Below are 19,766 nucleotides of genomic sequence, written 5' to 3'. Positions count from 1 at the left end.
TGCCGTCTGCGGGGCCGGTGGGGGCTGGTCGCGCAGTTCCCCGCGCCCCCTGGGTGGGTCCAATCACGTTGATTACCCGTCCCGGGGGCCCCAGCTTTCCGCGCCCCTCAGGCGGCTGCGGTCGCGCTGGTTACCAGGTCGGGGGGCTGGCTATTGATCTTGCCAGTACGTCGTCCAGGATCTGGGCTGTCTGGGGGACGTCGAGCTGGGAGTTGTCGATGATCGGGAGGCCTGAGCCGTACCAGCCGGCCATGCGGCCGTGGATGCGGGCCACCTCCTCGTCGGTGAGGCGGCGGTTGCCCGTGCGTTCGGCGTTGCGCTCCAGGACGATCTCCAGGCCCGGGAGCAGCACGACGGGGAGGAGGCCGGGGCCGACGTGGCGCTTCCAGCCGCCGAGGCCGACCACCGGGCGGTCGGGGAAGACCGCGTCGTCGAGGATGCACGAGATGCCGTTGGCCAGGAAGTTCCGCGCGGCGAAGCCGCAGGTGCGGCGGGCCAGGCGGTACTGGGCCTCGGAGTTGTCGTTCCACCCGGACTGGGGGTCGGCGAAGCCCGAGCGGACCCATTCGCGGACGTCATCGAGGCTGATGTGGGCCGTGGGGACGCGGCGGTGGTCCGCCCAGTACTTGGCGACGCTCGTCTTGCCGGCGCCGGCCGGGCCGATGAGCAGTACGGCGAGGGTGGTGGCCGCCGGGTCCGGGGTCGCGGTGGCGGGCGGGGCGCTCGGCATGCCGACCGGGCCGCCGGGCGGGAGCGGGACGTGGCCCGTGGTCTCGGGCGCGGGCGGCGGCGGGACCTGGGTGTGCTGCGGCGCGGGCGGGACCGGTCCCGAAGGACCTCCAGGGGGTGTGAAGCCCGGTGCCGGGGGTGGCGGCGGCACTGGGGCGGAGCCCTGGTGCGGGGCGGAGCCCTGGTGCGGGGCGGGTCCCTGGTGCGTGCCCGGGTGATGCGGACCCGGGTGTTGTGCGGCCGGCGACCAGCCGTTCCCCGACTGGTGGGGCGGCGGCAGCGGAGAACCCACTGCGTGCTGCATCCGGTGCCACTCCGTCTCGTCTTCCATGGCCATTGACGCTGGCAGCGGGCACAACCCGCTCGCTACCGAACGGTACCGCCCCCGGCCGTCGTTTGGTGAACGGCCGGGGGCGGCCCGAAGTGCCCATCGCCACAGGCGAATCGGACGGAAGCGCGCTTCCGGGGACTTACTGGCCGACTTCGCCGTACGCGGCGAGCAGCACGGCCGGGTCCGGTCCCTCCATGACGGTCGGCTTGGCCAGGCCGTCCAGCACGATGAAGCGCAGCAGGTCACCGCGGGACTTCTTGTCGACCTTCATGTTCTCCAGCAGCTTGGGCCACTGGTCGTAGCGGTAGTGCAGCGGCAGGCCGACCGCTTCGAGGATCGTGCGGTGCCGGTCGGCCGTCGCGTCGTCCAACCGCCCGGCGAGACGGCCGAGTTCGGCGGCGAAGTGCATGCCGACGGAGACCGCGGCGCCGTGCCGCCACTTGTAGCGCTCGTTCTTCTCGATGGCGTGGCCGAGGGTGTGGCCGTAGTTGAGGATCTCCCGCAGGCCGGACTCCCTCAGGTCCGAGGAGACGACTTCGGCCTTGACCCGGATGGAGCGCTCGATCAGCTCGGCGGTGTGCGGGCCGGTCGGAGTGCGGGCGGCCTCGGGGTCGGACTCGATGAGCTCCAGGATCGCCGGGTCGGCGATGAAACCGGCCTTGATGATCTCGGCGAGCCCGGACACGTAGTCGTTGACCGGGAGGGACTCCAGCGCGGCCAGGTCGCACAGCACACCGACCGGCGGGTGGAAGGCGCCGACGAGGTTCTTGCCCTCGGCGGTGTTGATGCCGGTCTTCCCACCTACGGCCGCGTCGACCATGGCGAGCACGGTGGTCGGTACGGCGATCCAGCGCACCCCGCGCAGCCAGCTCGCGGCCACGAACCCGGCGAGGTCGGTGGTCGCGCCGCCGCCGACGCCGACGATGACGTCGGAGCGGGTGAATCCGGACTGACCCAGCGCCTTCCAGCAGTAGGCGGCGACCTCGGCGGTCTTGGCCTCCTCCGCGTTCGGCACCTGGATGGCGACCGCGTCATAGCCCTGCTCGACCAGGTCGGCCCGCAGCGCGTCACCGGTCCCGGCCAGCGCCTCCGGATGGATGACGGCGACCCGCTTGGCCTTCTCACCGATCAACCCGCCGAGCTCGCCCAGGAGTTGACGGCCCACCAGGACCTCATACGGTTCGCTGCCCGCGGTGCCGCCGACCTGGATCCGCGTCACTGCCTCACTCATACGTCCTTCAACTCCAGTGCGTCCAGGGCCGCTTGGGTCACTTCTTCGGGTGTACGGCCGTCGGTGGCCACGACCGCCGTGGCCACCCCCTCGTACAGATGGCGACGGGCCTCCATCAGCTCGCGCCACTGCTTGCGCGGGTTGACCGCGAGCAGCGGGCGGGCGGCGTTGAGGCCGGTGCGCTTGACCGCTTCCTCGACGTCCATCGACAGGTACGCCACTCGCTGCCCGGCGAGCAGCGCACGCGTGTCCGCGTCGAGGATCGCTCCGCCGCCTAGGGCGAGGACCCCGTCGTGCTCGGCGAGCGCCCGGTGCACCGCCTGCTTCTCGATCGCCCGGAAGGCGGGCTCGCCCTCGTCGACGAAGATCTCTGCGATGGTCCGGCCCTGCTCGGCGACGATGTCGTCGTCGGTGTCGCGGTAGACCACGCCCAGCCGGTCGGCCAGCATCTGTCCGACGGTGGACTTGCCCACGCCCATCGGGCCGACGAGGACGACCACGGGTGCTGCGCTCACCGGATGGCCAGGTTGTCGAGGTACGAGGTCACGTTGCGGCGGGTCTCGGTCACGGAGTCGCCGCCGAACTTCTCCGCCACCGCGTCCGCGAGGACGAGCGCCACCATGGCCTCGGCGACGATGCCGGCGGCCGGAACCGCGGACACGTCCGAGCGCTGGTGGTGAGCCTGCGTCGCCTCACCCGTGGTCACGTCCACGGTCTGCAGGGCGCGCGGCACGGTCGCGATCGGCTTCATCGCGGCGCGGACCCGCAGCAGCTCGCCCGTGGTGAGGCCGCCCTCGGTGCCGCCGGAACGGCCGGAGACACGGCGGATGCCCTCGGGAGTGTTCACGATCTCGTCGTGCGCCTTGGAGCCGGGCACCCGCGCCAGCTCGAAGCCGTCGCCGAGCTCGACGCCCTTGATCGCCTGGATGCCCATGAGCGCGCCGGCGAGACGGGCGTCCAGCTTGCGGTCCCAGTGCACGTGCGAACCCAGGCCGACGGGGACGCCGTAAGCCAGGATCTCGACCACACCACCCAGGGTGTCGCCGTCCTTGTGGGCCTGGTCGATCTCCGCGACCATCGCCTTCGACGCGTCCGCGTCCAGGCAGCGCACCGGGTCCGCGTCCAGCTTCTCGACGTCGGCCGGCGTCGGGTACACACCCTGCGGCGCCTTCGCGGCGGCCAGCTCCACGACATGGCTGACGATCTCGATGCCGGCCGTCTCCTTCAGGTACGACCGGGCGACCGCGCCCAGCGCCACCCGCGCCGCCGTCTCACGGGCGGAGGCACGCTCCAGGATGGGCCGGGCCTCGTCGAAGCCGTACTTCTGCATGCCCGCGAGGTCGGCGTGGCCGGGGCGCGGGCGGGTCAGCGGCGCATTGCGGGCGAGGCCGGCGAGGATCTCGGGGTCGATCGGGTCGGCCGACATGACCTGCTCCCACTTCGGCCACTCGGTGTTGCCCACCATGATCGCGACCGGGGAACCCAGCGTCAGACCGTGCCGGACGCCACCGATGAACGTGACCTCGTCGCGCTCGAACTTCATGCGCGCACCGCGTCCATAACCGAGCCGGCGCCGGGCCAGGTGGTCCGCCACCATCTCCGTGGTGATCGGCACGCCGGCGGGAAGGCCCTCCAGCGTCGCCACGAGTGCGGGACCGTGGGACTCCCCCGCGGTCAGCCAGCGCAACCTGCTCAACGGTGCTCCTCAGTGCTCGCGCCCTGGTACTGCCCTGCGTACGCGCGTCGTCGCGTACGTCGACGGCGTGACCAGGTGCGCGGCCCCGGCCCGCCACCTTCGATCCTCCCACGTCCCGGGCCGGTGCCCGGCCGCCGGTCCACCAGACGGACGGACGGCGGACGGCACCGGACAGCGACAGGGATCACACGGGACGGTTGCCCCGGGGCTGCTGAGGGGCGTACGCGCCGAGGAAATCGGCACCGCTCGGCTGCTGAGGCTCCTGCGCCCGCTGCTGCGGAGCGTACGGGCCCAGATAGTCGGCGCCCCGCCCCTGCCCGTGCTGAACCGCCACCTGAACGGCCTGTCCCTGGCGCCTCGCACGCCGACGGTCGATCTTGCGCTTCAGCTTGAAGACCCACGACCCGACGACGAGCAGCACGATCAGCACGAGCACGGGGATCTGCACCCAGTCCGGCATGAACTGCAGGACGATCTCGAATATTTCGCCCTTACCGGACGCCAGCGGCACACCAGTGAACACTGCTTGTACTCCCCCTGAACCGCTCCGCCCCCTGCGGAACCCAGCGGATCCTAGCGGTTCGCGAGAGCGCGCTCGCCCGCTTTTCGCATGGCCTCAAGAGGCGCCGGGACGCGGCCCGTCATCTGCTCCACCTGCAGCACCGCCTGATGCACCAGCAGGTCGAGCCCGCTGACGACAGCGCCGCCGTACATCGACCAGCGCGCCGCGAGGGCGGTCGGCCAGGGGTCGTAGAGCACGTCGAACAGGGTGCCCGGGCGCTCGGGTACGGCGGCGGCGAGGGCGTCCGTCGCGCCGGCCGGGGTGGTCGCGATCACCAGCGGCGCGTGCAGCGCCCGGTCCGCCTCGGCCCAGTCCGCCGTACGGATCTCGACGTCGAGCCGCTCGCCCCACTGCCGCATCTCGGCGGCGCGGACCTCGCTGCGTACGTACGCCACCACCTCGCCGGTGCAGATGCGCGCGAGTGCGGCCAGCGCGGAGGACGCCGTCGCGCCCGCGCCGAGGATGGCCGCCGAGTCGACCTGTTCGATGCCGTGCTCCCGGAGCGCGGCGACCATGCCGGGGATGTCGGTGTTGTCGCCGATCAGGCGGCCGTCCTCGTTGATGACGACCGTGTTGACCGCCTCGACCGAGACCGCCGTCTCCGTGACCTCGTCGAGCAGCGGGATGACGGCCCGCTTGAGCGGCATGGTCAATGACAACCCGGCCCACTCCGGCCCCAGTTCCGCGACGAATCCGGGCAGCGCGGCCTCGTCGATCTCGAACCGGTCGTACGACCAGCCCGTCAGCCCCAGCTCCGCGTAGGCGGCCCGGTGCAGCACCGGGGAGAGGGAGTGGGCGATGGGCGAACCGAGCACGGCCGCCCGGCGGGCGTCAGTTGCCCCTGCTCTCATTGAACTTGTCCTTGAGCTTCAGGAAATCGTCGTGGGTCTTGGCGAACTCTGTCTTGTTCACGCCGTCGGTCGCCACGAAGTAGTACCAACCCTGGTTCGTCGGATTCAGCGTCCCCGTCAGCGCACCCTCGCCCGGGTTGTCGATCGGACCGGGCGGCAGGCCCTTCTGCGTGTACGTGTTGTACGGGTCCTTGTTGCTCTTGATCTCCGACTCGCTGATGTCGATGTTGCTCTGACCCTTCAGATAATTGAAGGTCGAGTCGAACTGCAGGGCACCGTAGGTCTCAGGGTTCGCGAGATCGAGGCGGTTGTAGACCACCTCCGCCATCTTGCGGTAGTCGTCGTTCGTCTTGCCCTCGGCCTGGACGAGGCTGGCAACCGTGATGACCTGCAGCGGGCTGTCCAGCTTGAGAGCCTTGGCCTTGGCCTCCAGGTCGAGCGCCTCGTACTTGTCGGCGGCCTGGGACACCATTTCCTTCAGCACCGCCTCCGGCTTCATGCCCTTTGCGGCGGCATAGGTGCCGGGGTAGAGGAAGCCCTCCAGCGGATCCTTGATCTCGCTGTCGCTGTTCGCCCAGCTCGGAAGTCCGAAGGTCTTGTATTTCTCCTCGGCGACCTTCTTGGTGGTTCCGGACGACAATTCGAGCTGTTCGTCGATCGCCTTGTAGACGCTCAAATTGCGCTCGCCCGGCCTGACCAGAACGTTGTTCTGGCTGTCGGGACTGAGCATCATCTCGACGGCGCTCTCTGCGGACATCTGTTTCTTCAGCAGATAGGCGCCGGCCTGGATCTTGTCCCCGTCGGGATTCTCCTGCTGGGCGGCGACAAAAGCGTCGACGCTCTTCACGACGCCGGCCGCCTTCAGCTTCTGACCGATATCGGACCCGAACGCGCCCTTGGGGATCTCGACGCTCACGGTCTCGCTCGTGCCGTCACCCGCGAAGTCCGGAGCGTCGCCGAAACGATCCTGGTAGAACTGGTACCCGAAATATCCGGCTCCGGCCACACCCGCGCCGAAGACCAGCACGACCACCAGACAGGCCATGCCGCTGCGGCGTTTCTTGGGCTTCCCACCACCCCGCCCGCCCCGGCGGTCACCGCGCCCCCGGCCGCCGCCCGACTCGTCGTCGAAGTCGTCGTCGTCCTGGTCGTCGCCACCCGCGAAGAAGGCGTGTTCGCCCTGGTCAGGTCCGGGATCCCAGTCGGTCTCGGGTGGCTCCGGTTCGGCCTGCCGACGGCTCGGCGGCTCCGGCGGCGGATACGCGTCGGGCGTGCCGTAGTAGTCGTGCTGGTCGCCGCCGTACGCCCCGGTCTGCTGCCCGTAGGGGTCCCCCGGGTCGGGGTACTGGACCTGCGGGTGGGAGCCGGTGGCCCAGCCGTTGTTGTCGTACGCCTGCTGCCCGTGACCCGCGTACTGCTGCTGGTCGTACTGCTGCGGGTACTGCTGTCCCTGCTGCCCGTACTGCTGTTGCTGGCCGTACGCGGCATGCTGGCCGGTGCCCCAGTCGCCGTAGTGCTGCGGCTGCGGCTGCTGCTGCGGATAGTGCTGCGGCTGGCCGCCGTAGGCAGCCTGCTGACCCGACTGGGCCTGCTGCTGCCCTTCCCATCCGCCGTCCCCGTACAACGGGTCCTCCGGATGCCACGGTTCGGAGCCTTGGCCCCGGCCATACTCAGTCATCGATCCCCTAGAGCCGCGAGGCGGCGGTCACGCGGCTGCTGACGATCCGGATCCCGTCCCGCCTCTCTTTGTGCGCCGGCTGTTCGAACACCGGCGCATCGCGCGGAACGTTACCGTATCGCGATCAGATAACCACTTCGACGCTCTCTCCCGGTGCTTTACCTGACACCCGTTCGGATTCGAGCGCCTGCTGGAGGATGATCACAGCGGCCGCCTGATCGATCACCGACCGGCCCTTCTTCGACTTCACGCCGGAGGCACGCAGCCCCTGACTGGCAGTCACGGTCGTCATCCGCTCATCCACCAGCCTGACCGGAACGGGCGCGATCATGCGTGCCAGTTCCTGGGTGAAGCCCCTGACCTTGACCGCGGCCGGACCCTCGCCCCCCTTGAGGGAGCGCGGGAGACCGACGACGACCTCGATCGGCTCGTACTCCTCGACGAGTTGCTTCAGGCGCCGGTGAGCTGCCGGGATGTCCCGGCCCGGGACCGTCTCCACCGGGGTGGCGAGGATCCCGTCGGGGTCACAGGAGGCGACCCCGATACGTGCGTCCCCGACGTCGATGGCCAGGCGACGGCCGCGGCGCATGCCCCGGCCGTCACCGCTCGGCTGTGTGTCGTCGCTCACTTGGCCGTTTCCGCCACGAGCCGCTCGACGGCGTCGACGGCCTCGCCGACGGCGGCCGGGTTCTGGCCGCCGCCCTGGGCGACGTCCGGCTTGCCGCCGCCTCCGCCGCCGAGGGTCTTGGCGGCCGTACGGACCAGGTCGCCGGCCTTGAGGCCGCGCTCGCGGGCGGCCTCGTTGGTGGCGATGACCGTGAGCGGCTTGCCGTTGTTGACCGTGAACAGCGCGACCACGGCGGCACGTCCGCCCTGGATGCGGCCGCGTACGTCGAGGACCAGCTTGCGCAGGTCGTCGGCCGTGGTGCCGTCCGGGACCTGGCCGGTGACGACGGCGACGCCGCGGACGTCCTTGGCGGACTCGGCGAGACCGGCGGCGGCCTGCAGGACCTTCTCGGCGCGGAACTTCTCGATCTCCTTCTCGGCGTCCTTCAGCTTCCCGAGCATGGCGGAGACCTTCTCCGGGAGCTCCTCCGGGCGACCCTTGATCAGCTCCTGGAGCTGGGCGACGACCGTGTGCTCCCGGGCGAGGAAGTTGTAGGCGTCCACGCCGACGAGGGCCTCGATACGGCGCACACCGGAGCCGATGGACGACTCGCCGAGCAGCTTCACCAGACCCAGCTGGGCGGTGTTGTGCACGTGTGTGCCGCCGCACAGCTCCTTGGAGAAGTCGCCGATGGTCACGACGCGCACCCGCTCGCCGTACTTCTCGCCGAACTCGGCGATGGCGCCCTGCTTCTTGGCGTCGTCGATGCCCATGACCTCGGCGTGCACGTCCAGGTCGCGGGCGAGCACCTCGTTGATCTTCTGCTCGACGTCGGTCATCACGGCCGTCGGCACGGCGGACGGGGAACCGAAGTCGAAGCGGAAGCGGCCGGGCTGGTTCTCGGAACCGGCCTGGGCGGCCGTCGGGCCGAGGGCGTCACGCAGGGCCTGGTGGGTGAGGTGCGTGGCCGAGTGGGCGCGGGCGATGGCCGTACGGCGGCGGTGGTCGATCGAGGCGTGGGCCTTGGCTCCGACGGTGACCTCACCGACCTGGACGACGCCCTTGTGGACGTAGACGCCCGGGACCGGCTTCTGGCAGTCGCGGATCTCGATCACGGCACCGGTGTCGACCTTGATCCGGCCGGTGTCGCCGATCTGGCCGCCGCCCTCGGCGTAGAACGGGGTGCGGTCGAGGACGATCTCGACCTCGTCGCCCTCGGTGGCGGCCGGCGACGAGGCGCCGTCGACGAGGATGCCGACGATGGTGGACTCGCCCTCGGTGTCGCTGTAGCCGATGAAGTCGGTCTCGCCGACCTTGTCGGCGATCTCCCGGTAGGCGCCGGCGCCGGCGTGGCCGGTCTTCTTGGCCTGGGCGTCGGCCTTGGCGCGCTCCCGCTGCTCCTTCATCAGGCGGCGGAAGCCGTCCTCGTCCACGGACAGCCCCTGCTCGGCGGCCATCTCCAGGGTGAGGTCGATCGGGAAGCCCCAGGTGTCGTGGAGCAGGAAGGCCTTGTCGCCGGCCAGCACGGTGGAACCCGCGGCCTTGGTGTCGGTGACGGCCGTGTCGAGGATGCTGGTGCCGGCCTTCAGCGTCTTGAGGAAGGCGTTCTCCTCGGCGAGGGCGACCTTCTCGATGCGCTCGCGGTCGGTGACCAGCTCCGGGTACTGCTGGCCCATCATGCCGATGACGACGTCGACCAGGTCCTTGACGACCGGACCGGTGGCGCCGAGCAGACGCATGTTGCGGATGGCCCGGCGCATGATGCGGCGCAGGACGTAACCGCGGCCCTCGTTGCCGGGGGTGACACCGTCGCCGATGAGCATCACGGACGTGCGCATGTGGTCGGTGACCACGCGCAGGGAGACGTCCGAGTCGTGGGCGTCGCCGTAGGCCACACCCGTCAGCTCGGTGGCCTTCCTGATGACGGCCATGGAGGTGTCGATCTCGTACATGTTCTGCACGCCCTGCAGAATCATGGCGAGTCGCTCGAGGCCGAGGCCCGTGTCGATGTTCTGGCTCGGGAGGTCGCCGAGGATCTCGAAGTTGTCCTTGCCGATGCCCTCGCCGCGCTCGTACTGCATGAAGACGAGGTTCCAGATCTCCACGTACCGCTCGTCGTTGACGGCGGGGCCGCCCTCGACACCGAACTCGGGGCCGCGGTCGTAGTTGATCTCGGAACAGGGGCCGCAGGGTCCGGGGACGCCCATCGACCAGTAGTTGTCCTTCATGCCGAGGCGCTGGATGCGCTCCTTCGGCACGCCGACGACGTCGTGCCAGATGCGCTCGGCCTCGTCGTCGTCCTTGTAGACGGTGATCCAGAGCTTCTCCGGCTCCAGGCCGTAACCACCCTTGTCCTGGGGGCTGGTGAGCAGCTCCCAGGCGTACTTGATGGCGCCTTCCTTGAAGTAGTCGCCGAAGGAGAAGTTGCCGCACATCTGGAAGAAGGTGCCGTGCCGGGTGGTCTTGCCGACCTCTTCGATGTCCGGCGTGCGCACGCACTTCTGCACGCTGGTGGCGCGGTCGAAGGGGGGCTTGACCTCCCCCAGGAAGTAGGGCTTGAAGGGCACCATGCCGGCCGGGACGAGGAGCAGAGTCGGGTCGTCCGCGATGAGCGACGCCGAAGGGACGACGGTGTGCCCGCGCTCCTCGAAGAAGCTCAGCCAGCGGCGGCGAATCTCGGCCGACTCCATCAGTGGTCCTCGTTTCGGTTGTACGAGTACGTCGTCCTGTCGACGTACTTCGGGTCATTGCGGTTCTCGATGGCGGCGTACCGCCGGGGTGCGGGGAGTTCTTGGTCGACGGGGGCGTTGATGCCCAGTGCGTCGCCCAGTTCCTCCTCCCGCTGGGCCATGTTGTCCCGGACGTCGAGGGCGAAGCCCACCGCGCGGTCCTTGAGCCGGTGACCGGCCTCGATCGCCTTGTTCGCCGCGGACGCGGCGAGGCTCTCGGGGGTCAGCTGCTTCAGCTTCCGATTGACCTTGGTGGTGGCCCACACACCGGCGGCGACGCCCGTGGTGAACCAGAACGTACGGCGGAACATGCTGGGTCTCAGTCCCTCTTTCCGCGGAGGTTTCGCTTGGACCGTCGCGAGGCCGGAACCGTGCGGCCCACGATGACGGTACGGCGGGACGCCTTGGCGGGCGCGTCGTCCTTGCGGCCGCCGAGGGCACGGCGGACGCCGTAGCCGAAGGCCGCGACCTTGACCAGGGGGCCGCCGAAGGTGGAGGCGACGGTGGTCGACAGTGCCGAGGCGTTCGACGTGACCTCCTGGACGTCGGTGGCGATCGCGTCGACCCGGTCGATCTGGGTCTGCGCGGAGCGCACCGCCGTGGAGGCCTCTGCCAGGAGCGGGACGGCCTGGTCGGTCACATCCGCGACGAGCTTGGTGGTCGCCTTGAGCGTCTGGGCCAGCCTCGCCAGCGCAACGGCGAGGAAGGAGACCAGGATCGCCCAGAAGACGGCCACCAGGATCCCGGCCACCTCTCCACCGGACACTGTGTGCACCCGCTCCCTGAAACGTGCCTCTGCATCGGTCTACATCGAAAAAGTCGTGCACCGAGCCTATCGCGCCGGGGATGCCGCTCCACACCGGATTACCGCCCCGCGCGGAGCCGAGTCGCGAGAGGCGATTGTACGGACCGAACACGCTTCAGTACGCTCCGTATTCCATGCGGGATCAACAGCGCACCCCCTCCCCCGAGTCCGTCGGTCCGCCCCTGGACCTCAGCACGTTCGTGGGCCGTTCGGCCGAACTCACCGGGCTGACCGAGGCGCTCGGCACCGTGCGGCTGGTGACGGTGACGGGGGCGGGCGGCGTCGGAAAGTCACGGCTGGCGGCGCGCGCGGCCTCGCGGTGCACACCCCGCGACGGTGTGTGGCATGTGGACCTGGCGTCGGTACGCGACCCGGAGTTCGTCGACCACGCGGTCGTGGAGACGCTGGAGCTGACGGACCACACGACCCGCCTGCCCCACGAGACACTGCTGGCCCATCTCGCCGACCGTCAACTCCTGCTGATCCTTGACGGGTTCGAGCACCTCGTGGACACCTGCGCGGAACTGGTGAGCGGGCTGCTGCGCCGGCTGCCGGGCCTGCGGGTGCTCGCCGTGGGACGCAGACCGCTGGGCGTGACGGGCGAGCTGCTGTTTCCGCTGGCGCCGCTGGGCGAGGACGAGGCGGTGGAACTGCTCGTGGACCGGGCGGCGCAGCCCGGAGTGGTCGTACGGGAGGACGCGGACGTACGAGAGGTGTGCCGTCGCCTGGACGGGATCCCGCTGGCGATCGAGCTGGCCGCCGGACGGCTGCGGATGCTGTCCCCGAGGCAGGTGCTGGAGCGGCTCGACGACCGGTTCCGGCTGCTGACCGGCGGCGGGCGGGACGGGTTGCCGCGCCATCGGACGCTGCGTACCGCGGTCGGCTGGAGCCATGAACTGTGCACGCCCGAGGAACGGTTGCTGTGGGCGCGGCTGTCGGTGTTCGCGGGCCGGTTCGACCTGGAGGCCGTCGAGTACGTGTGCGGCGGCCAGGGCCTGCACGCCGACGACATCCTCGAGGTGCTCTCCCAGCTGCTCGCGCAGTCCGTGGTCACGCGCGAGGAGACGCCGGCCGGCGTGCGCTACCGCATGCTGGACACGATCCGGGCGTACGGCGCCGACTGGCTGGCGGCGACCGGGGACGCGGTCCGGCTGCGGCGCCGTCACCGCGACTGGTATCTGGGGCTGACGACCTGGTGCGAGCTGGAGTGGTTCTCACCTCGGCAGGACGAGGTGGCGGCGCGGATCGAGGCGGAGCTGCCGAATCTGCGGCGGGCCCTGGACCACTGCCTGAGCGAGCCGGACGACGCGCATCTGGGCCAGTACCTCGCGGGCTCCCTGTGGTTCTACTGGGTCGGCTGCGGCCGGCTGTCGGAGGGGCGGCACTGGCTGGAGCAGGCCGTGGCGCTGGACTCCGGGCATGAGCAGTCCCGGCTGAAGGCCCTGTGGGTGCTCGGCTATGTGGCGATCCTGCAGGGCGACACGGTGCCCGCCCTCGGGGTGCTGTCGGAGTGCCGTGAGGAGGCGGAACGTGCCGCCGACCCCACGGCGGTGGCGTACGCCGAGCACCGCACCGGCTGTCTGGCCCTGCTCTCGGACGACATGGAGCGTGCCGAAGCCCTGCTGCGCTCGGCCCTCGGCCGCTATCAGGAGATCGGCGAGCTCAACAGCAATGTGCTGATGGGTCAGGTGGAGCTGGCGATGACGCGGGCCTTCCAGGGCGATCTGCCGGACGCGGTACGGCTGTGCGGGGACGTCCGCCAGGTGTGCGAGGACCACGGCGAGCGCTGGGCGCGCTCCTATGCGCTGTACGTCCTGGCGTACGCCGCTTGGGCCGACGGCGACCTGCCCGGCGCCCGCTCGCTGCTGACGGACTGCCTCGGCAGCGCCCACGCCTTCCACGACCTGCTCGGCTCGGTGCTGGCGGTGGAGCTGCTGGCCCTGGTCACCGGCGCGGAGGGCGATCCCGTGGAGGCCGCGGTGCTGCAGGGCGCCGCGGCGGGGATGTGGCCGTCGGTGGGGCTGCCGCTGTTCGGCTCGGCATGCTTCAACGCGCCGCACGAGCTGTGCGAGACGGCCGCTCGGGAACGGCTCGGCGACGAGCGGTACGAGGAGTGCGTACGGCAGGGGGCGGCGCTCGGCCGGGAGGAGGCGGTGCGCCGGGCACTGGGGCGTTTTCCGTCGGATGCCGTTCCGTCGCCGCGAGGTCCGGTACGGCATGTCACGGCGAGCGCGACCATGCGAAAGCCCGCCGCCTCCCCCACCCGGAAGGGCGGGGAGACGACGGGCTGAGGCGCAGAAGTCCTACGACCGCTGAAGGATCAACGGGCGTAGTACTCGACGACGAGCTGCTCGTCGCAGATCACCGGGATCTCCTTGCGGTTCGGCTCACGGTCCAGGCGGAACGCCAGGGCCTTGAGGTTCACCTGGAGGTAGCGCGGGGTCTCACCGTCGGGAGCGAAGCCACCCTCGCGGGCGATCGAGAAGAGGGTCTTCTCACGGCTGCGCTCACGGACCATCACGACGTCGTCGGGCTTGACGCGGAAGGACGGCTTGTCGACCTTCTGGCCGTTGACCTCGATGTGGCCGTGAACGACCATCTGACGGGCCTGGTAGATGGTGCGGGCGATGCCCGAACGCAGCACCAGGGCGTCGAGACGACGCTCGAGCTCGATGATCAGGGCCTCACCGGTCTTGCCCTGAACCTTGGAGGCACGCTCGTAGGCGCGGACGAGCTGGCGCTCGGACACGTCGTACTGCGCACGCAGACGCTGCTTCTCCAGCAGACGGACCTTGTAGTCCGAGTTCTGCTTGCGGCCACGGCCGTGCTCACCCGGCGGGTAGGGACGGGCCTCGAAGTACTTGACGGCCTTCGGGGTCAGCGCAATGCCGAGGGCACGCGACTTCTTGACCTTGGGGCGGGACTGATTCGCCACTGCTTCTCATTTCCTTGTTCTCGGCTTGTCAGGGTTGAGGGAGGTCGCATCCGCAGCCGGGGAAACCCTTGAGGTCCGAGGACCTGTCGGGCAGCCGCTCCCCTGGTCTGGGCACATACGTGCAGCACGCGAGTGGCCCACCGACCGGTCTCGTCGTGCGACGAGTGGTGGTGGGCTGCCCGCGACACCGAATCGACGGTGCGCGACGCTCCTGGAGCCGGCCTTCCGAGGAGGACCGGGCTCCGGCTGACCGTCCCGTTCTGACTGCACGGGACACAGCACTCCGACGAATTCTACAGGGTGCTCAGGACCGCTTCCGACCGAGGTGTTTCCTGGTCCACTCCACCGCGTCCGCGTACCGCGCCTCGGCGCCGTGCCGGGTCGGGGTGTAGTACTCGCGGTCCTTGAGGGCGTCCGGGGCGTACTGCTGCTCGGCGATGCCCTCGGAAAGGTCGTGCGGATAGACGTACCCCTGGGCATGTCCGAGCTTGGCGGCGCCCTTGTAGTGCCCGTCGCGCAGGTGGGGCGGCACCGGTCCCGCCATGCCCTTGCGTACGTCGTCCATGGCGGCGCCGATCGCGGTGGTCGCGGCGTTGGACTTGGGCGCGAGGGCGAGGGCGATGGTGGCGTGGCTGAGGGTGAGGGCGGCCTCCGGGAAGCCGATCATGGCGACGGCCTGGGCGGCGGCGACCGCGATCGGCAGGGCGTTCGGGTCGGCCAGGCCGATGTCCTCGCTGGCGGAGATCATCAGGCGGCGGGCGATGAAGCGGGGGTCCTCGCCGGCCTCGATCATCCGGGCCAGGTAGTGCAGGGCGGCGTCGACGTCGGAGCCGCGGATGGACTTGATGAGGGCGCTGGCCACGTCGTAGTGCTGGTCGCCGTCACGGTCGTACTTCACCGCCGCGCGGTCGACCGTCTCCTCCAGCGTCTGGAGGCCGATCTGCGGCTCGCCCTTGTCGAGCGCCGCCCCGGCTGCCGCCTCCAGGGCGGTCAGGGCGCGGCGGGCGTCGCCGCCGGCGATGCGCAGCAGGTGCTCCTCGGTGTCCTCGGGGAGCCCGACGGCGTCGCTCAGGCCCCGCTCGTCGCTCAGTGCCCGCTTCAGCAGGCCTCTGACGTCGTCGTCGGTGAGGGGTTCGAGGGTGAGCAGGAGGGAGCGGGACAGCAGCGGGGAGATGATCGAGAAGTACGGGTTCTCGGTGGTCGCCGCGATCAGGGTCACCCAGCGGTTCTCGACGGCCGGGAGGAGGGAGTCCTGCTGGGCCTTGCTGAAGCGGTGGATCTCGTCGAGGAAGAGGACGGTCTCCTTGCCGAAGCCGCCGGTGGCACGACGTGCGCCCTCGATGACCGCGCGGACCTCCTTCACCCCGGCGGTGATGGCGGAGAGCTCGACGAAGCGCTTGTTGGTGGCCTTGGAGACCACGTACGCCAGGGTCGTCTTGCCGGTGCCGGGCGGGCCCCAGAGGATCACCGAGGACGGTCCGGCGGGGCCGCCGCCGGACTCGCCGACGAGTCTGCGCAGGGGCGAGCCCGGTTTCAGCAGGTGCTGCTGGCCCACGACCTCGTCCAGGGTGCGCGGGCGCATGCGCACCGCCAGGGGACTTCCGGCTGGGTCCTTCTCCTGGCGTTCTTCGGCGGCGGCGGTGAACAGGTCGGGCTCCACGTGGGAAACCCTAAATCACCGCACTGACATCGACGCCGGAGCGGGTCAGGCGGCCCAGAGCTGGCTGCCCCAGCGGGTCAGGATCAGCATGACGATGACACCGCAGTGCGTCACCGGGAGCACCCAGGTGAACTCGGCGAGGAAGTTCTTCAGCGGGCGCGGCGCGGGCAGGAAGCCGTTGCGGACGTTGAAGGAGGTCACGTACCAGAACATCGTGATCGTCGCGGCCCAGGCGAGCGAGCACCACAGGCACAGCGCGTTGATGTTGTACAGCGACTGGTACATCAGCCAGGTGCAGAAGACGACGCCGAAGAGCGTGCCGAAGTTGAAGGTCAGCCAGTACCAGCGCGGGAAGCGGGCGCGGGTGAGCAGGCTCATACCGACGCAGATGACCATGCCGTAACAGACCAGTCCGAGCATGGGGTTGGGGAACCCGAAGACGGCCGCCTGCTTGCTCTCCATGATGCTGCCGCAGGAGACGATCGGGTTCAGGCTGCAGCCGGGCGTGAAGGACTTCCCCTCGACCTTCGCCTCGAGGATCTTGAACTTGTCGATCGTGATGACCCACGCGGCAAGCACGCCGGCAGCGCCGGTGATCACCAGCATCAGGGCGAACGCACGGCTGCTGCCCGCCGAACCGGGGGACGCCTCGGCACGCTCCGACTCGGGCTCGGTGGAGACGTCTTTGACTGTCGTCTTGCTCATCACGCCGATTCCGTCACTTGAGACTTGGAGTTTCTCCGGACAGGGCACATTGTGCCGTACACGCACGCCTTCCCACCGTTCGCTGAGGATAAGGAAATACGCGCGACCGTCCCGAGGCACACGGTTCAGGACACCAGAAGGGCGGGCACCGAAGGGGTGCCCGCCCTTTCCGAACCTGTCCGAACTCAGCCCAGTCGGGCTTCCAGTTCGGCCACGATCTCGTTGACGCCGACGGCCGCCTGCTCGCCGGACTCCATGTCCTTGAGCTGGACGACGCCCTCGGCGAGGTCACGCTCGCCGGCGACGATCGTGTACCGGGCGCCACTGCGGTTGGCGTTCTTCATCGCGCCCTTGAGGCCCTTGTTGCCGTACGAGAAGTCCGCCGCGATGCCGACCTTGCGCAGCTCGGTGACCTTGGCGAACAGCACCCGGCGGGCCTCCTCGCCGAGTGGTACCGCGAACACGCTGGTGGACGACGGGAGTTGGAGCTCCACGCCCTCCGCCTCCAGGGCGAGCACCGTGCGGTCGACGCCGAGCGCCCAGCCGACGGACGGCAGCGCGGGACCACCGATCATCTCGGACAGTCCGTCGTAGCGGCCGCCGCCGCCCACCGCGGACTGGGAACCCAGACCGTCGTGGACGAACTCGAACGTCGTACGCGTGTAGTAGTCCAGACCGCGCACCAGCTTCGGGTCGTCCTCGAAGGCGACGCCGGCCGCGGTGATCAGCTCGCGGACCTCCTCGTGGTACGCCTTGCAGGCGTCGCAGAGGTAGTCGCGCAGCAGCGGGGCGTCCCCGAGCTGCTTCTGGACCGACTCGCGCTTGTCGTCCAGGACACGCAGCGGGTTGATCTCCGCCCGGCGCAGGGTGTCCTCGTCCAGGTCGAGGCCGCGCAGGAAGTCCTGGAGCGCGGCCCGGTAGACCGGACGGCACTCCTGGTCGCCCAGGCTGTTGAGCAGGATGCGGAAGTTGCTCAGACCCAGCGAGCGGTAGGCCTGGTCGGCCAGGATGATCAACTCGGCGTCCAGCGCCGGGTCCTCGGCACCGAGCGCCTCGGCGCCCACCTGGGAGAAGTGCCTGTAACGGCCCTTCTGGGGGCGCTCGTAGCGGTAATAGGAGCCGGAGTACCAGAGCTTGACCGGGAGGTTGCCCGCCTTGTGCAGGTTGGCCTCCAGAGCCGCACGCAGGACCGAGGCCGTGCCCTCGGGGCGCAGGGCGAGCTTGTCGCCACCCTTGGTCTCGAAGGCGTACATCTCCTTGGTCACGATGTCGGTGGACTCGCCCACGCCGCGTGCGAACAGCTCGACGCTCTCGAAGCCGGGCGTCTCGATGTAGCCGTAGCCGGAGTTGCGCAGGGGAGCCGCGATCGCCTCGCGGACGGCCAGATACCTGGCGGAGTCCGGCGGGATCAGGTCGTACGTGCCCTTGGGTGCTTGAAACGTGCTCACGGAAGTCTCTCGTCACATTCCTCGTCGGGGAGCCTCGGGGGCTCCCGGGCCGGCGGCCACCTGCCGCAGATAGGGGTTGGTGGCGCGCTCCTGGCCGATGGTCGTCTGGGGGCCGTGGCCGGACAGCACCACGGTCGAGTCGTCGAGCGGCAGGCACACGCGGGCCAGCGAGTCGAGGATCTCGGCCATGTCACCGCCGGGCAGGTCGGTGCGTCCGATGGAGCCGGCGAACAGGAGGTCGCCCGAGAACAGGATCGGCGGGATGTCCGCCGCCTCGGGCAGGCCGAAGGTCACCGACCCCTTGGTATGGCCGGGCGCGTGCGCAACGGTGAGCTCCATCCCCGCCAGCGCCAGCTTCGCGCCGTCGGTCAGCTCCTTGACGTCGTCCGGCTCCCCGACGGTCAACTCGCCCATCAGCTGCATGCCGATGGACCGGCCGAGCGCCTTCTCGGGGTCGCTCATCATGTACCGGTCCTCGGGGTGGATCCAGGCCGGCACGTCGTGCGCACCGCACACGGGGACGACCGACGCCACGTGGTCGAGGTGGCCGTGGGTGAGGACGACGGCGACGGGCTTGAGCCGATGCTTCTTCAGCGCTTCCTCGACTCCTGGGGCCGCCTCGTGGCCCGGGTCGATGATCACGCACTCCTCACCGGCGGCGGGGGCGACGAGATAGCAGTTCGTCCCCCAGGCCCCGGCGGGGAACCCGGCAATGAGCACGATCGTCCTTCGTTTGTGTGGACACGGGTGGTTTGTCGGCGGGCTCCGCCTGACGTCAGAGCCTACCGGCGCTGCCGATTCCTCAGCGAACCCATATACGGTACGGGGCACACGCAGGCAGTCGGCTCACCGGACGCGCGCGTACCGGTCGACACCCACGACGCATGAGGAGAAAACCCGGTGGTCAGCCAGGAACAGCGGCGGCGTCAGCTCGCCCGGGAGAAGTTCTTGCGACAGCAGCAGCGGCGCACGTCCGCCCGACGCAAGACGCGGATGCGCAACTCGGTGATCGCGTCGGTGCTCGGAGTGGTCGTCATCGGCAGCCTCGCGCTGTACACGACCGGGGTACTCAAGGACGACGGCACCAAGAAGGAGAACGCGGGCGCGGAGGTCAGCCCCACTCCGACCAGCAAGGCCCCGGACCCGTGCGAGAAGCCCGCGGCGGGCAAGGTCAAGACGGCGACCTGGAAGAAGGAGCCGGAGCTGACCGTCGACAAGTCGGCGAAGTACACGATGAAGCTCGCGACGACGTGCGGTGACATAGACATCGCACTGAAGGCGTCGGCCGCCCCGCACACCGTGAACTCGTTCGACTTCCTCGCGGGCAAGGGCTACTTCGACCACTCCAAGTGCCACCGGCTGACCGACAGCGGTATCTACGTCCTGCAGTGCGGCGACCCGCAGGGCACCGGAATGGGCGGACCGGGATACACGATTCCGGACGAGAACCTCAAGGACAAGAGCCTCAAGGGCGGTGTGTACCCGGCGGGCACGGTCGCGATGGCCAACCAGTACAACGCACAGACGAAGGAGGGACGCAACACTGGAGGCAGCCAGTTCTTCCTCGTCTACCAGGACAGTCAGCTGCCGCCCGACTACACACCGTTCGGTACCGTGTCCGAGGCCGGGATGAAGGTTCTCAAGAAGATCGCGGAGGCCGGAGCCCAGCCCGCCGACCCCACGACCGGCAACACCGCACCCAATGCGACGGTCGTGATCAACAAGGCGACGATCACGAAATCCTGACCGCTCAACTGCGAAATTTCGGTCGCGCGGGATGCGGACAGGCAACCCGCCGG

At 69.7% G+C, this 19,766-nt stretch carries 18 protein-coding genes; 2 read left to right on the top strand and 16 right to left on the bottom strand.

Translation table 11 applies throughout. The features are described 5' to 3' along the window. Positions 1–130: 130 nt before the first annotated feature. From ACZ7M7_RS26230 to ACZ7M7_RS26180, 11 genes are all read right to left on the bottom strand, one after another. Positions 131–1,033: a Pro-rich N-terminal domain-containing protein gene (locus ACZ7M7_RS26230; RefSeq protein ID WP_472120789.1), complete on the bottom strand. Its 903-nt coding sequence runs from the start codon at positions 1,031–1,033 to the stop codon at positions 131–133. Between the two features lie 166 nt (positions 1,034–1,199). Then, positions 1,200–2,291 carry a 3-dehydroquinate synthase gene (gene aroB / locus ACZ7M7_RS26225; protein ID WP_383607906.1) on the bottom strand — a complete coding sequence of 364 codons (1,092 nt, stop codon included), beginning with the start codon at positions 2,289–2,291 and terminating at the stop codon, positions 1,200–1,202. Beyond that, entirely contained in the window at positions 2,288–2,770 is a 483-nt protein-coding gene (locus ACZ7M7_RS26220) for a shikimate kinase (RefSeq protein WP_383607962.1), read from the bottom strand. Before ACZ7M7_RS26220 ends, aroB begins: the two co-directional genes overlap by 4 nt. A 32-nt stretch (positions 2,771–2,802) precedes the next feature. Next, a complete protein-coding gene (gene aroC, locus ACZ7M7_RS26215) occupies positions 2,803–3,987 on the bottom strand; it encodes a chorismate synthase (protein WP_362381212.1) in 1,185 nt (394 codons plus the stop codon). A gap of 184 nt (positions 3,988–4,171) precedes the next feature. Next, complete coding sequence (locus tag ACZ7M7_RS26210; protein WP_472120645.1) at positions 4,172–4,510, bottom strand: hypothetical protein; 339 nt, start codon at positions 4,508–4,510, stop codon at positions 4,172–4,174. Positions 4,511–4,560: 50 nt separating this feature from the next. Continuing rightward, entirely contained in the window at positions 4,561–5,400 is an 840-nt protein-coding gene (locus ACZ7M7_RS26205) for a shikimate dehydrogenase (protein ID WP_472120643.1), read from the bottom strand. After that, positions 5,381–7,078 (bottom strand): endolytic transglycosylase MltG, encoded by a 1,698-nt coding sequence (gene mltG / locus ACZ7M7_RS26200; protein WP_472120641.1) that lies wholly within the window; start codon positions 7,076–7,078, stop codon positions 5,381–5,383. Before mltG ends, ACZ7M7_RS26205 begins: the two co-directional genes overlap by 20 nt. Positions 7,079–7,202: 124 nt before the next feature. Further along, positions 7,203–7,667, bottom strand: a complete 465-nt coding sequence (gene ruvX / locus ACZ7M7_RS26195; protein ID WP_093909088.1) for a Holliday junction resolvase RuvX — start codon at positions 7,665–7,667, stop codon at positions 7,203–7,205. 35 nt (positions 7,668–7,702) lie between these two features. Next, positions 7,703–10,375 carry an alanine--tRNA ligase gene (gene alaS / locus ACZ7M7_RS26190; protein ID WP_472120639.1) on the bottom strand — a complete coding sequence of 891 codons (2,673 nt, stop codon included), beginning with the start codon at positions 10,373–10,375 and terminating at the stop codon, positions 7,703–7,705. After that, complete coding sequence (locus ACZ7M7_RS26185) at positions 10,375–10,725, bottom strand: hypothetical protein (protein ID WP_383607896.1); 351 nt, start codon at positions 10,723–10,725, stop codon at positions 10,375–10,377. The genes alaS and ACZ7M7_RS26185 overlap by 1 nt, the downstream gene beginning before the upstream one ends. Positions 10,726–10,733: 8 nt before the next feature. Then, positions 10,734–11,189 (bottom strand): DUF948 domain-containing protein, encoded by a 456-nt coding sequence (locus ACZ7M7_RS26180; protein ID WP_472120637.1) that lies wholly within the window; start codon positions 11,187–11,189, stop codon positions 10,734–10,736. A gap of 164 nt (positions 11,190–11,353) precedes the next feature. On the opposite strand from ACZ7M7_RS26180, the gene ACZ7M7_RS26175 reads away from it, so the two are divergent. Then, positions 11,354–13,510 carry an ATP-binding protein gene (locus ACZ7M7_RS26175; protein WP_472120635.1) on the top strand — a complete coding sequence of 719 codons (2,157 nt, stop codon included), beginning with the start codon at positions 11,354–11,356 and terminating at the stop codon, positions 13,508–13,510. Positions 13,511–13,539: 29 nt separating this feature from the next. Here the strand turns inward: ACZ7M7_RS26175 and rpsD are convergent, their stop codons facing one another. The 5 genes from rpsD to ACZ7M7_RS26150 form a co-directional block, all read right to left on the bottom strand. Continuing rightward, complete coding sequence (gene rpsD / locus ACZ7M7_RS26170; RefSeq protein WP_019758012.1) at positions 13,540–14,154, bottom strand: 30S ribosomal protein S4; 615 nt, start codon at positions 14,152–14,154, stop codon at positions 13,540–13,542. A 304-nt stretch (positions 14,155–14,458) separates the two neighbouring features. Then, positions 14,459–15,814 carry a replication-associated recombination protein A gene (locus ACZ7M7_RS26165; protein WP_383607890.1) on the bottom strand — a complete coding sequence of 452 codons (1,356 nt, stop codon included), beginning with the start codon at positions 15,812–15,814 and terminating at the stop codon, positions 14,459–14,461. A 45-nt stretch (positions 15,815–15,859) separates the two neighbouring features. Continuing rightward, positions 15,860–16,519, bottom strand: coding sequence for a vitamin K epoxide reductase family protein (locus ACZ7M7_RS26160; protein ID WP_383607888.1), 660 nt, complete (start codon positions 16,517–16,519; stop codon positions 15,860–15,862). A gap of 185 nt (positions 16,520–16,704) precedes the next feature. Continuing rightward, positions 16,705–17,967 carry a histidine--tRNA ligase gene (gene hisS, locus ACZ7M7_RS26155; protein WP_383607886.1) on the bottom strand — a complete coding sequence of 421 codons (1,263 nt, stop codon included), beginning with the start codon at positions 17,965–17,967 and terminating at the stop codon, positions 16,705–16,707. Positions 17,968–17,979: 12 nt separating this feature from the next. Further along, complete coding sequence (locus tag ACZ7M7_RS26150; RefSeq protein WP_328428983.1) at positions 17,980–18,687, bottom strand: MBL fold metallo-hydrolase; 708 nt, start codon at positions 18,685–18,687, stop codon at positions 17,980–17,982. A 180-nt stretch (positions 18,688–18,867) separates the two neighbouring features. Here ACZ7M7_RS26150 and ACZ7M7_RS26145 point away from each other — a divergent pair, with 180 nt between their 5' ends. Continuing rightward, positions 18,868–19,713 (top strand): peptidylprolyl isomerase, encoded by an 846-nt coding sequence (locus tag ACZ7M7_RS26145; protein WP_472120632.1) that lies wholly within the window; start codon positions 18,868–18,870, stop codon positions 19,711–19,713. Positions 19,714–19,766: the final 53 nt, after the last annotated feature.

This window comes from Streptomyces sp. NPDC111606, assembly GCF_055656945.1.
This window is presented reverse-complemented; position numbering and strand designations above follow the sequence as displayed.

Bases quoted from the DNA above. Each gene is read 5' to 3' on its own strand.
- ACZ7M7_RS26230 (WP_472120789.1), bottom strand. From the start codon at position 1,033: ATGCAGCACGCAGTGGGTTCTCCGCTGCCGCCGCCCCACCAGTCGGGG.
- aroB (WP_383607906.1), bottom strand. From the start codon at position 2,291: ATGAGTGAGGCAGTGACGCGGATCCAGGTCGGCGGCACCGCGGGCAGC.
- ACZ7M7_RS26220 (WP_383607962.1), bottom strand. From the start codon at position 2,770: ATGGGCGTGGGCAAGTCCACCGTCGGACAGATGCTGGCCGACCGGCTG.
- ACZ7M7_RS26205 (WP_472120643.1), bottom strand. From the start codon at position 5,400: ATGAGAGCAGGGGCAACTGACGCCCGCCGGGCGGCCGTGCTCGGTTCG.
- mltG (WP_472120641.1), bottom strand. From the start codon at position 7,078: ATGACTGAGTATGGCCGGGGCCAAGGCTCCGAACCGTGGCATCCGGAG.
- ruvX (WP_093909088.1), bottom strand. From the start codon at position 7,667: ATGCGCCGCGGCCGTCGCCTGGCCATCGACGTCGGGGACGCACGTATC.
- alaS (WP_472120639.1), bottom strand. From the start codon at position 10,375: ATGGAGTCGGCCGAGATTCGCCGCCGCTGGCTGAGCTTCTTCGAGGAG.
- ACZ7M7_RS26185 (WP_383607896.1), bottom strand. From the start codon at position 10,725: ATGTTCCGCCGTACGTTCTGGTTCACCACGGGCGTCGCCGCCGGTGTG.
- ACZ7M7_RS26175 (WP_472120635.1), top strand. From the start codon at position 11,354: ATGCGGGATCAACAGCGCACCCCCTCCCCCGAGTCCGTCGGTCCGCCC.
- ACZ7M7_RS26160 (WP_383607888.1), bottom strand. From the start codon at position 16,519: ATGAGCAAGACGACAGTCAAAGACGTCTCCACCGAGCCCGAGTCGGAG.